The organism is Streptomyces sp. NPDC002328 (assembly GCF_042890065.1).
GTDB lineage: Bacteria > Actinomycetota > Actinomycetes > Streptomycetales > Streptomycetaceae > Streptomyces.
Genome location: NZ_JBIARQ010000010.1, coordinates 267,315 through 279,714, shown reverse-complemented (window position 1 = coordinate 279,714; position 12,400 = coordinate 267,315). Strand labels below are relative to the sequence as shown.

9 protein-coding genes are annotated in these 12,400 nt (G+C 71.8%); 2 read left to right on the top strand and 7 right to left on the bottom strand.

Annotated elements, in window-relative coordinates; all coding sequences use genetic code 11:
* Positions 1-38 precede the first annotated feature (38 nt).
* Entirely contained in the window at positions 39-935 is an 897-nt protein-coding gene (locus ACFYX4_RS25210) for an aminoglycoside phosphotransferase family protein (RefSeq protein ID WP_389337528.1), read from the top strand.
* A gap of 281 nt (positions 936-1,216) precedes the next feature.
* On the opposite strand, the gene ACFYX4_RS25205 is transcribed toward ACFYX4_RS25210, so the two are convergent.
* From ACFYX4_RS25205 to ACFYX4_RS25175, 7 genes are all read right to left on the bottom strand, one after another.
* Complete coding sequence (locus ACFYX4_RS25205; protein WP_389337525.1) at positions 1,217-2,920, bottom strand: proline--tRNA ligase; 1,704 nt, start codon at positions 2,918-2,920, stop codon at positions 1,217-1,219.
* A 73-nt stretch (positions 2,921-2,993) separates the two neighbouring features.
* Complete coding sequence (locus ACFYX4_RS25200) at positions 2,994-3,557, bottom strand: GNAT family N-acetyltransferase (protein WP_389337522.1); 564 nt, start codon at positions 3,555-3,557, stop codon at positions 2,994-2,996.
* A 51-nt stretch (positions 3,558-3,608) separates the two neighbouring features.
* Positions 3,609-4,457 (bottom strand): GNAT family N-acetyltransferase, encoded by an 849-nt coding sequence (locus ACFYX4_RS25195; RefSeq protein ID WP_389337519.1) that lies wholly within the window; start codon positions 4,455-4,457, stop codon positions 3,609-3,611.
* A gap of 157 nt (positions 4,458-4,614) precedes the next feature.
* Positions 4,615-5,772, bottom strand: coding sequence for a flavodoxin-dependent (E)-4-hydroxy-3-methylbut-2-enyl-diphosphate synthase (ispG, locus tag ACFYX4_RS25190; protein ID WP_389337516.1), 1,158 nt, complete (start codon positions 5,770-5,772; stop codon positions 4,615-4,617).
* 203 nt (positions 5,773-5,975) lie between these two features.
* On the bottom strand, positions 5,976-7,268 hold the full coding sequence (locus ACFYX4_RS25185; protein ID WP_389337617.1) for a M50 family metallopeptidase: 1,293 nt from the start codon (positions 7,266-7,268) through the stop codon (positions 5,976-5,978).
* Between the two features lie 11 nt (positions 7,269-7,279).
* Complete coding sequence (gene dxr, locus ACFYX4_RS25180; RefSeq protein WP_389337513.1) at positions 7,280-8,704, bottom strand: 1-deoxy-D-xylulose-5-phosphate reductoisomerase; 1,425 nt, start codon at positions 8,702-8,704, stop codon at positions 7,280-7,282.
* A gap of 94 nt (positions 8,705-8,798) precedes the next feature.
* The gene (locus tag ACFYX4_RS25175) at positions 8,799-10,745 is read right to left on the bottom strand and encodes an acyl-CoA dehydrogenase family protein (RefSeq protein WP_389337510.1); all 1,947 of its coding nucleotides are present in this window, start codon (positions 10,743-10,745) and stop codon (positions 8,799-8,801) included.
* 577 nt (positions 10,746-11,322) lie between these two features.
* On the opposite strand from ACFYX4_RS25175, the gene ACFYX4_RS25170 reads away from it, so the two are divergent.
* The gene (locus ACFYX4_RS25170; protein WP_389337507.1) at positions 11,323-12,336 is read left to right on the top strand and encodes a LacI family DNA-binding transcriptional regulator; all 1,014 of its coding nucleotides are present in this window, start codon (positions 11,323-11,325) and stop codon (positions 12,334-12,336) included.
* Positions 12,337-12,400 lie beyond the last annotated feature (64 nt).

Sequence of the window (12,400 nt, the reverse complement as noted above, 5' to 3'; positions counted from 1 at the left end):
GGAACGCAGGAGCACGACCAGGAAGGGACGGTTCGCGCATGGCTTTCGAACCGCCGCGGCGGCTGGTCAGGGCGCTCGGTGAGACGGCGCCGGACGGCGACGACTGGCTGACCGCGCTGCCGGAGGCGGCCCGACAGGCCGTCGCTCTACGCGAGTTGACCGTCGAGCGGGTCCAGGTGCCGGGCGGGCGCAGCAGCCTGGTGGTGCTGGTGCGGTACGCCGACGGGACGCCGGCCGTGCTGAAGCTGGCCCCGCCCCGGTTCCGGCCGGAGGCCGAGCGGGCCGCGCTCGCGCGGTGGGGCGGACTGGGCGCCGTACAGCTGTTGGAGGAGCCGGCCGGCGAAGGGGTGCTGGTGCTGGAGCGGCTGCATCCCGATGTGTCGGTGCGGTCGCTGCCGGAGGCGAAGGCGCTGCTGGAGGCGGCGGGGACGCTGCGGCGGCTGTGGGTGGAGCCGCCGGCCGGGAAGTCGTTCGAGACGGTCGCCGAGCGGACCGGGCGGCAGGCGGAGGCGATGCGGGCGACCGCCGTCGACGACGAGGTGGGCGTGCTGGTGGACGCGGCGCTCGCGGCCCGCGAGGAGTTGCTGGCCGCGCCGCCCGAACACCGGCTGCTGCACGGGACGTTCCGGCAGAGCAAGGTGCTGGCGGGCGAGCGGATGCCGTGGCTGGCCGTGGGGCCGGATCCGGTGGTGGGCGAGTGCGCGTTCGATCTGGCGCGGCTGGTGCGTGACCGGGTGGAGGATCTGATCGCCACTACGTCGGGGGCGGGGACCACGCGGCGGCGGGTGCGGAAGCTGGCGGAGTCGCTGGAGCTGGATCAGGAACGGGTGCGGGGGTGGACGTTGTTCCGGGCGGTGGAGTCCGGGGTGCGGGCGCTGCGAGTGGGACGGCCCCGGGACGCGGAGTTGTTGCTGGAGTTCGCGGGCTGGTTGTGAGGCGGCCGCAGGCCCGGTGGGGGCCGGCCGCGCCCGCACGGCGGCGCCGCATGCCACCCGCACCCAAACAGGCGGCTTCCAAAGCGAGTTGAGCCGCCTCGCGGGCGGGGATCCAGGTGCTGTGACAGCCGCCGGCGCGGACCGCGCCGGCGCCGTCCAGGGGGCAGCACCGTTCCCCTCCGTGGTGTGGCTCTGACCTGCACCACGGAGGGGAACGGTCCGGAAGAAGCCCGTGAGGCGGCCCTACGCCTCGGCAGAACGTGCTGAGAGCTGCCTTTACGTCACGCGGTGAGGCGGGCGATCGCCTCGTCCACCGTCAGCTCCTCGCGCTCGCCGGTGCGGCGGTCCTTCAGCTCCAGGACGCCCTCGGCGGAGCGGCGGCCGGCGACGAGGATCTTCGGCACGCCGATCAGCTCGGAGTCGGTGAACTTCACGCCCGGGGAGACGCCGGCCCGGTCGTCGACCAGGACGCGCAGCCCCGCCGCCCGCAGCTTCTCCGAGACGTCGAGGGCCAGTTCGGTCTGGAGGGCCTTGCCGGCGGCGACCACGTGCACGTCGGCCGGGGCGACCTCGGCGGGCCAGCACAGGCCCTTGTCGTCGGCGGTCTGCTCGGCGAGGGCCGCGACCGCGCGGGAGACGCCGATGCCGTAGGAGCCCATGGTGACGCGGACCGGCTTGCCGTTCTGGCCGAGGACGTCGAGCTTGAGGGCGTCGGCGTACTTGCGGCCGAGCTGGAAGATGTGGCCGATCTCGATGGCGCGGTCCAGCTTGAGGCCGGTGCCGCAGTTCGGGCAGGGGTCGCCCTCCTGGACGACGACGACGTCGACGTACGCGTCGACCTCGAAGTCACGGCCCGCGACGACGTTCTTCGCGTGCGTGTGCTCCTTGTTGGCGCCGGTGATCCAGGAGGTGCCGGGGGCCACGCGCGGGTCGGCGATGTAGGTGACCTTCTCGCCCAGGCCCTGCGGGCCGACGTAGCCGCGGACCAGGTCGGGGCGGCCCACGAAGTCCTCGGCGGTGACCAACTCGACGGCGGCCGGGGCGAAATGGGCCTCGACCTTGTCCATGTCGACCTCGCGGTCGCCGGGCACGCCGACGGCGACGATCTCGCCGTCCACCTTGACGAGGAGGTTCTTCAGGGTGGCGGAAGCCGGGACGCCGAGGGAGGCGGCCAGGGTCTCGATGGTCGGGGTGTCCGGGGTGGGGATCTCCTCGGCGGCGGGGACGCCGGCCGCGTCCACCGGCTGGAGCTGGTAGCTGATCGCCTCGGTGTTGGCGGCGAAGTCGCAGTTGGGGCAGTCGGCGAAGGTGTCCTCGCCGGCGCCGGCCGGGGCGAGGAACTCCTCCGACTTCGAGCCGCCCATCGCGCCCGCGGTGGCGGCGCAGATGCGGTAGTCGAGGCCGAGGCGCTCGAACACCTTCTGGTAGGCCTGGCGGTGCAGGGCGTAGGACTGCGCGAGGCCCTCGTCCTCGGTGTCGAAGGAGTAGGAGTCCTTCATGAGGAACTCACGGCCGCGCAGGATGCCGGCGCGGGGGCGGGCCTCGTCGCGGAACTTGGTCTGGATCTGGTAGAGGATGACCGGCAGGTCCTTGTAGGAGGACGCCTGGTCCTTCACGATCAGCGTGAAGATCTCCTCGTGGGTCGGGCCGAGGAGGTAGTCGCCGCCCTTGCGGTCGTTCAGGCGGAACAGCTCCGGGCCGTACTCCTCCCAGCGGCCGGTCGCCTCGTAGGGCTCCTTCGGCAGGAGGGCGGGGAGCAGCACCTCCTGGGCGCCGATCGCGTCCATCTCCTCGCGGACGATCCGCTCCACGTTGGCGAGGACCTTCTTGCCGAGGGGCAGCCAGGTCCAGATGCCGGCGGCGGTGCGGCGGACGTAGCCGGCGCGGACGAGGAGCTTGTGGCTGAGGACCTCGGCGTCGGCGGGGTCGTCGCGCAGGGTCTTCGCCATCAACTGGGACATGCGCTGGACCGGTGCGTTCGCCATGGTTGTCGTACTCCTGCCGATGGGGGTGATGGCAAGGAGGTTAACCGGGAGCGCGGGGTGGCCGGAAATCCGTTTACCCCTCGCGGGGCGGGAGGGGGGCGGCGCTCCGCCCCCGGCGCAGCGGGAGGGGGGCGCCCATCACGGCGTACGGGCGGGGCGCGCTGGGGAAGAGGACGCGGCGGGCCAGGTCCTCGTAGCCGAGGGAGCGGTAGAGGGCTCGCGCCGGGCTCTCGGTGTCGATCGCGGAGAGGATCGAGCGGGGCTGGGCGGCGCCGTCGGTGATGGCGGTGATCAGGGCGCGGCCCGCGCCGCGGTTCTGGTAGACAGGGTGGACGTGCAACTCCGTGATGACGAAGGAGTCGTCGAGCCAGGCGTCGTTGCCGAGGGCGCGGAGGTAGGGCTCGACGACGGTGGACCACCAGTGGGCGCGGTCGTTCGGCATGCCGTAGACGAAGCCGACGAGTCTGCCGCCGGCGGTGGCGCCGAGGGCGCGCGCGCCGGGGTTGGTCATGTGCCGCAGGACGATCTGCCTGCGGACGGCGACTTCGTCGGGGCCGAGTCCGAAAGCGACGGCCTGGACCGCCAGTGCCTCGTCGACGTGGGCTGAAAGATCCAGGGGGCCGATGACGAGGTCCATGGCGGGAGCCTACAGGGGGCCCAGGAGGTGAACTGCTCAGAAGAGCAGGCTTCAGAAGAGCACGCTCATGAAGGCGCCCACCTCTTGGAAGCCGACCCTTCGGTACGTGCGTCGTGCCGCCGTGTTGAAGTCGTTGACGTAGAGGCTGACGACCGGGGCCACGTCCGCGAGGGCGTAGCGCAGGACCGCGGCCATGCCGGGGGCGGCGAGGCCCTTCCCCCGGTACTCGGGGGCCACCCAGACGCCCTGGATCTGGCAGGCGTCGGGGGTCGCGGCGCCGATCTCCGCCTTGAAGGCGACCCGGCCGTGGTCGTCGAGGCGGGCGAACGAGCGGCCGGAGCCGACGAGTTCGGCGACGCGGGCCTGGTAGAGGAGACCGCCGTCGCCGGCCATCGGGGAGACGCCGACCTCCTCGGTGAACATGGCCACGCAGGCCGGCATGATCGTCTCCATCTCGTCCTTGCGGATGCGGCGGACGTACGGATCCGGGGTGATGTCGGCGGGCATGCGGTCGGTGACCATGAGGGGCTGGTGGGCGCGGATCTCGCGGGCCGGGCCCCAGTGGGGTTCGAGCAGCCGCCACAGCTGGGCGGTGGCGTCGGAGGGGCCGACGATGGAGGAGCAGCGGCGACCGGCCCGCCTCGCGCGGTCGGCGAAGGCGCGTACCGCGCGCGGGGTGGCGCAGATCGGGACGAGGTTGGCGCCCGCGTAGCACAGGGACGTCAGCATGCCGTCCTCGTACCAGCCCCACATCTCGCCGCCCAGCCGCCACGGGTCCAGGCCCGCGACCTGCACACGGGAGGTCACGAAGGCGTTCGCGACCGGCTCGCGGTCGAGCACGGCGAGAGCGGCGTCCAGATCGCTCGGTTCGAGGACCCGGGAGGTGGTCTGCGTCAACAAGTGCGGGGCCTCACACTGGGGTCTGCCTGATCCCCGCACTGTACCCGCCGTTCCTTTGCCGCGCCGCCCCGCGACGATCCCCGGCCGGGAGGACGGGGTGCGAGGGGGCCACGGAGGCTGTCGAAGCGGGGCCGGGCCCCGCCCCGGAGCCGGAACCTCAGCCCGCGACCGACACCGACGGTTCGCCTGATGCCACGCCCTCGGACTCCATCTGTTCGGCCAGCTTCATGGCCTCCTCGATGAGGGTCTCCACGATCTTGGACTCGGGGACGGTCTTGATGACCTCGCCCTTGACGAAGATCTGGCCCTTGCCGTTGCCGGAGGCGACGCCGAGGTCGGCCTCGCGGGCCTCGCCGGGGCCGTTGACGACGCAGCCCATGACGGCGACCCGGAGCGGGACCTCCATGCCGGTGAGGCCGGCGGTGACCTCTTCGGCGAGCTTGTAGACGTCGACCTGGGCGCGGCCGCAGGACGGGCAGGAGACGATCTCCAGGCCGCGCTGCTTGAGGTTGAGGGACTCCAGGATCTGGTTGCCGACCTTGACCTCCTCCACTGGGGGCGCGGAGAGGGAGACGCGGATCGTGTCGCCGATGCCCTGGGAGAGGAGGGCGCCGAAGGCGACGGCCGACTTGATGGTGCCCTGGAAGGCGGGGCCGGCCTCGGTGACGCCGAGGTGGAGGGGGTAGTCGCAGGCGGCGGCGAGCTGGCGGTAGGCCTCGATCATCACGACCGGGTCGTTGTGCTTGACCGAGATCTTGATGTCGCGGAAGTCGTGCTCCTCGAAGAGGGAGGCCTCCCAGAGGGCGGACTCGACGAGGGCCTCGGGGGTGGCCTTGCCGTACTTCTGGAGCAGGCGCCGGTCCAGGGAGCCCGCGTTCACGCCGATGCGGATCGGGGTGCCGTGGTCGTTCGCGGCCCGCGCGATCTCCTTGACCTTGTCGTCGAACTGCTTGATGTTGCCGGGGTTCACGCGGACCGCCGCGCAGCCCGCCTCGATCGCGGCGAAGACGTACTTCGGCTGGAAGTGGATGTCGGCGATGACCGGGATCTGCGACTTGCGGGCGATGGTCGCGAGCGCGTCGGCGTCGTCCTGGGTCGGGCAGGCGACGCGGACGATCTGGCAGCCGGACGCGGTCAGCTCGGCGATCTGCTGGAGCGTGGCGCCGATGTCGGACGTACGGGTCGTGGTCATCGACTGCACGGACACGGGCGCGTCCCCGCCGACCGCCACGGAGCCGACCTGGATCTGCCGGCTCTTCCGGCGCTCGGCAACCCTGGTCGGAACGGACGGCATGCCGAGAGAAATCGCAGTCATCTGCTGTGCAACCCCAAGTCGTGGATCATGTCCCAGGTCCCGTCAGCGGCGGGCTCCAGGCTTCGAGATTACGGCACGGGCGCAGACCCGAGCACATCCCGCCCGTAAACCACCCGTGGGGAGTCCGCCGGGGCGCGCGGTGCGCGGCCGGACGGCGAACGGCCGGACACCCAGGGTGCCCGGCCGTCGCGAACCGCTGATGGCTAGGAGATTCGTACGGGGTTAACCACGTCCGCGATGAGGACGAGGATGGTGAAGCAGATGAAGATGCTCGCCACCACGTAGGCCACCGGCATCAGTTTTGCCACGTCGAAGGGGCCCGGGTCGGGTCGGCGGAGGAGTTTTGCCACGTTGCGGCGCAGGGACTCCCAGAGGGCGCCCGCGATGTGGCCGCCGTCCAGGGGGAGCAGCGGGAGCATGTTGAAGAGGAACAGGGAGAGGTTGAAGCCGGCGACCAGCATCAGCGCCATGGCCAGTTGCTGGGTCGGCGGGATGTCCAGGGTGAAGATCTCGCCGCCGACGCGGGCCGCGCCGACCACCCCCATGGGCGAGTCGGGTTCGCGGGGGGCGCCGTCGAAGGCCGCGTTCCACAGGGCCGGGATCTTGCCGGGCAGGGCGGCGAGGGAGTCGACGGCCTCGCCGATGCGGTCTCCCATCCAGGTCACGGACTCGCCGAAGTCCTGCTTGACGATGCCGGTGGCGGCGCTGAAGCCGAGGAAGCCGGCGGAGACGTACTCGCCCTGGACGATCTGGCCGGCGGAGTCCTTCTTGGCGACCTGGTTGGTGGCGATGGTCGCCGTCAGGGTGATGTCCTTGCCGTCGCGCTGGACGACGACCGGGACGGTCTTGTCGGGGTTGGCGCGGATGAGGTCGGACAGCTCGTTCCAGTCGTCGGTGCGCACGCCGGCGAAGGAGACGATCTCGTCGCCCGCCTTCAGCCCGGCGGCCGCGGCCGGGGAGGCCGGGTCCTTCGCCGTGCAGTCGTTGCGGTTCTCGCTCTGCTTGATGACGCACTGGGAGACCGAGCTGACCGTGGTGGTCTGCTGCGAGATGCCGAAGCCCATCAGGACGGTGAGGAACAGCGCGACGGCGAGGATCAGGTTCATGAAGGGCCCCGCGAACATCACGATGACCCGCTTCCACGGCCTGCGCGTGTAGAACATGCGCTTCTCGTCGCCGGGCTTGAGCTCCTCGAACGCGGCCGAGCGGGCGTCCTCGATCATGCCGCGCCAGGGCGAGGTGGAGCGGGCGGTCACCCGGCCGTCGTCGCCGGGCGGGAACATGCCGATCATGCGGATGTAGCCGCCGAAGGGGATGGCCTTCACGCCGTACTCGGTCTCGCCCTTGTGGCGTGAGAACAGCGTCGGGCCGAAGCCGACCATGTACTGCGGCACGCGGATGCCGAAGAGCTTGGCCGTGGACAGATGCCCCAGCTCGTGCCACGCGATCGAGACCAGCAGGCCGATCACGAAGACGACTATGCCGAGGATCATCATCAGGGACGTCATCAACGCGCCTCCGCGGTCGCCGTCTGTGCTGTCAGTTCCCGGGCCCGGGCCCGCGCCCAGGTCTCCGCTTCGAGGACGTCCGGCACGGTGAGTGAAGTTCCCGTGACGGGCGTGCCGTGTTCCTCGACCACCCGCGTCACCGTATCGATGATCCCGTTGAACGGCAGCGCGCCCCGGCGGAAAGCCTCCACGCACTCCTCGTTGGCGGCGTTGAACACCGCGGGGGCGGTGCCGCCGAGTTCGCCCACGTGCCGGGCGAGGCCGACCGAGGGGAAGGCCTCGTCGTCGAGCGGGAAGAACTCCCACGTCGACGCCTTGCTCCAGTCGAAGGCGGGCGCCGCGTCGGGCACCCGCTCGGGCCAGCCGAGGCCGACGGCGATGGGCCCGCGCATGTCGGGCGGCGTCGCCTGCGCCAGTGTCGATCCGTCCGTGAACTCAACCATCGAGTGGACATACGACTGGGGATGCACGACGACCTCAATGCGGTCGAAGGGAATGTCGTAGAGGAGGTGTGCCTCGATCACCTCCAGGCCCTTGTTGACGAGGGTGGCGGAGTTGATCGTGATCACCGGGCCCATGGCCCAGGTGGGGTGGGCGAGGGCGTCCTCGACGGTGACGTGCGCCAGCTGCTCCCTGGTCCGGCCGCGGAAGGGGCCGCCGGAGGCGGTGACGACGAGCTTGCGGACGTCCGCGCGCGTGCCGGCGGCGAGGGCCTGGAAGAGGGCCGCGTGCTCGGAGTCCACGGGGATGATCTGGCCGGGTTCGGCGAGCGCCTTCACCAGCGGGCCGCCGACGATGAGCGATTCCTTGTTGGCGAGCGCGAGGGTGCGGCCCGCCTCCAGGGCGGCGAGGGTGGGCGCGAGTCCGATGGAGCCCGTGATGCCGTTGAGGACGGTGTGGCAGTGCGCGGCGTCGGAGGCGGCGAGCTGGGTGGCCGCGTCCGGGCCGGCGAGGATCTCGGGGAGCGGCTCCCCCGCGCCGTACTCGGCGGCGAGCGCCTCGCGCAGGGCGGGCACGACGTCCTCGCGGGCGACCGCGACGGTCCGCACCCGCAGTCGGCGGGCCTGTTCGGCGAGGAGGGCGACCCGGCCGCCGTTGGCGGACAGGCCGGTCACGCGGAAGCGGTCCGGGTTGCGCAGCACGAGGTCGATGGCCTGGGTGCCGATCGAGCCGGTGGAGCCGAGGATCACCACGTCCTTGGGGCCGTCGCCGGCGACGGGGTCGTGGACGAGGTGCGGGTCGGCCAGGGCGCGGGCCGGGCGTCCCGTCGTCCGCGCGGGGGGCGGGTCCTGCGGCGCCAGGTGCGTGCCCCGCGTGCTCGGCGCGCTGAGGTCGGGGCCCGGTGCGGTGAGGGTGCGTGCGTGGCGTCGCGGGGCGGCCGGGGCTTCCGGCCCGCGCCCCGAGGGGGCTGGACTGTCGCTCATCCCCCCATTGTCGCCGCAAGGGGCGCGCGCGTGGACAGGGCGTCCCCCCGAGAGAGCTGTCTCGGGGGGACGCCCTGGTGGCACGGGCCCGGTGTCACCTGATCGGGCGGTGCACGTTCTCCCGGCTGCTCGGGCCGGGGGTGGCGTCGGCGATCCACGGGCCGTCGCCGGAGGGGTCGACGACGCCTTCCTCCAGCCACTCGTAGGCGCCCCCGAGGACGCCCTTGACGACCTTGCGGTCAAGGTCGTCGGTGTTGGACCACAGGCGGGTGAAGAGGGCGTCGACGCGGACGCGGGCCTGGCGGCAGAAGGCGTCGGCGAGCTGGTAGGCCTCGCGGCCGTGCTCGCCCCGGCCGCGCAGCAGTTCGGCCCGCACGCAGGCCGCGCTCATCGCGAACAGTTCCGCGCCGATGTCGACGATCCGGCCGAGGAAGCCCTGTTTGGTCTCCATGCGGCCCTGCCAGCGGGACATGGCGTAGAAGGTGGAGCGGGCCAGTTTGCGGGCGTGCCGTTCGACGTACCGCAGATGCGGGGAGAGGTCGACCTCGTGCTTGAACTCGGGGTAGGAGTTGGGGAGTTGGCCGGGGCCCGCGACCAGTTTGGGCAGCCACCTGGCGTAGAAGACGCCAGCGTTGGCGCCCGCCTTCGCCTTGTCCTGGAGGGACTTGTCGGGGTCGATGAGATCGCCGGCGACGGAGAGGTGGGCGTCGACGGCCTCGCGGGCGATCAGCAGGTGCATGATCTCCGTGGAGCCCTCGAAGATGCGGTTGATGCGCAGGTCGCGCAGGAGTTGCTCGGCGGGGACCGCGCGTTCGCCGCGGGCGGCGAGGGACTCGGCGGTCTCGAAGCCCCGGCCGCCGCGGATCTGGACGAGCTCGTCGGCCATCAGGCAGGCCATCTCGCTGCCGTAGAGCTTGGCGAGGGCGGCCTCGATGCGGATGTCGTTGCGGTCCTCGTCGGCCATCTGGCTCGACAGGTCGACGACGGCTTCGAGGGCGAAGGTGGTGGCCGCGATGAAGCTGATCTTGGAGCCGACCGCTTCGTGCTGGGCGACGGGCTTGCCCCACTGCTCGCGGACGCCGGCCCACTCGCGGGCGATCTTCAGCGACCACTTGCCGGCCCCGACGCACATGGCGGGCAGGGAGAGCCGGCCGGTGTTGAGGGTGGTCAGGGCGATCTTGAGGCCGGCGCCCTCGGGGCCGATGCGGGCGGTGGCGGGGACGCGGACCCGGTGGAAGCGGGTGACGCCGTTCTCCAGGCCGCGCAGGCCCATGAAGGCGTTGCGGTGCTCGACGGTGACGCCCTCGGAGTCGGCCTCGACGACGAAGGCGGTGATGCCGCCCTTGTGGCCCTCGGACTTGGGCACGCGGGCCATGACGACCAGGAGGTCGGCGACGACGCCGTTGGTGGTCCACAGCTTGACTCCGTCGAGGACGTAGTCGTCGCCGTCGGGGACGGCGGTGGTGGCCAGGCGGGCGGGGTCGGAGCCGACGTCCGGCTCGGTCAGCAGGAACGCCGAGATGTCGGTGCGGGCGCAGCGGGGCAGATAGGCGTCCTTCTGCTCCTGGGTGCCGAACAGCTTCAGCGGCTGCGGTACGCCGATCGACTGGTGGGCGGAGAGGAGCGCGCCGAGCGCGGGGCTGGCGGAGCCGACCAGGGCGAGGGCCTTGTTGTAGTAGACCTGGGTGAGGCCGAGGCCGCCGTACTTGGGGTCGATCTTCATGCCGAGGGCGCCGAGCTCCTTGAGCCCGTTGACCGTCTCGTCGGGGATGCGCGCCTCGCGTTCGATACGGGCCGAGTCGATCCTCGTCTCGCAGAAGTCGCGCAGCTTGGCGAGGAAGGCCTCGCCTCGGCGGGCGTCCTCGCCGGCGGGCAGGGGGTGGGGGTGGATCAGGTCGAGCCGGAAGCGGCCCAGGAACAGTTCCTTGGCGAAGCTGGGCTTGCGCCAGTCCTGCTCCCGAGCGGCCTCCGCCACCTGGCGTGCCTCACGTTCGGTGACTGTGGGGCCGGGTCGGGAGGAGGAGGTGGGTGGTGCGGACATGAGGCTCACCTCGCCGCGAATCGGGATCTTGGACCTATTCGGTTACTGACGGGTCCTACTCGATCGTATGTACCGGATTCGGGGGGAGGTCACCAGCCCTGGGGTGGGGGGCGGGTGTTCCGGGGCGGGTGCGGGTTCGGCTGTCGCGCCCTGGAATCGCCGGGCGCCGGGGGCGGTCGCGGGGCCGGGGGGCCTTGCGCCGAACGGGTGGTGCGGGACGCGGGGGGCGAGCATGCCGGCCGGGGGGCCGTGGGCGGTTTTTCTCGCCCCCGCCGCCCCTTCCCTCCCCCACTCTCGGCTTCGCTCGAGCGGGGGGACCCCCATCGTCCCCGGGGGCTGCCGCCCCCGGACCCCCGGTTCGGCCCTGGACGGGCCTCGTCCTCAAACTCCCCCAGAGGGGGGACCCCCAGACGGGCTGGTTGTGCTGGTCTCCCTGCACCGCTCCGGAAGTCTTTGTCGAAGCGCTTCGACAACCTATGGACACCCACCCTCGCTAGAGCTACTGTCGAATCACTCTTACCCGCCCCTGTTCGCACTGCGCACTGTCGAAGCGCTTCACAAAAGCTTGGAGAGCTGGATGGTCACCCTCGCCGAGGTCGCCCAGCACGCCGGAGTCTCGGCGAGCACGGTGAGCTATGTCCTCAGCGGCAAGCGGTCCATCTCCGCGACCACCCGGGAGCGGGTCGAGCAGAGCATCCGCGAGCTCGGCTACCACCCGAACGCGGGGGCCCGCGCGCTGGCCAGCAGCAGGTCGAACATCATCGCGCTGATGATCCCGCTGCGCACCGACATGTACGTGCCGGTGATGATGGAGATCGCCATCGCGGTGGCCACCGCCGCCCGGGCGCACGGCTACGACGTCCTGCTGCTGACCGGCGAGGAGGGGCCGGACGCCGTGCGCCGCGTCACCCGCAGCGGGCTCGCCGACGCGATGATCCTGATGGACGTCCAACTCGACGACGAGCGGCTGCCGTTGCTGCGCGGCACCCACCAGCCGTCCGTTCTCATCGGGCTGCCCGCCGACACCGCCGGGCTGACCTGCGTCGATCTCGACTTCACGGCGACCGGCGCGCTGTGCGTGGAGCACCTGGCGAAGCTCGGGCACCGTGACATCGCTGTCATAGGCGAGGCGGCAGCCGTCTACGAGCGGCACACCGGGTTCGCCGAACGCACCCTCGACGGACTCCGGTCGCGTTCCCGGGAGTTGGGCGTGCGGCTGCTGCACCGGCCGTGCGAGGGCGGGTACGACGCCATGGCCGCGACCCTCGCCCGGATCCTTGACGAGCGGCCCGACACCACCGGCTTCGTCGTGCAGAACGAGTCGGCGGTCGAGCCGCTGCTCGCGCTGCTGCGCCAGCAGGGGCGGGCGGTGCCGGAGGACGTGTCGGTGCTGGCCGTCTGCCCCGAGCAGGTCGCCGTCCAGGCCTCGGTGCGGCTGACGTCGGTCGCCATCCCCGCGCAGGAGATGGGCCGGCACGCCGTGGAACGCCTCGTCGCCAAGCTCGACGGCCGGGGCGAGGACGAAGTGGTGCTGCTGGCACCCGAGTTGACGGTCCGGGCGAGCACCGGCCCGGCCCCGGTCACCTCCTGATCCACCTCCTGCCCCCCTCTCCGCACGCCTCATGTCTGCACTCCTCCAGGAGCACAGGAGCCCC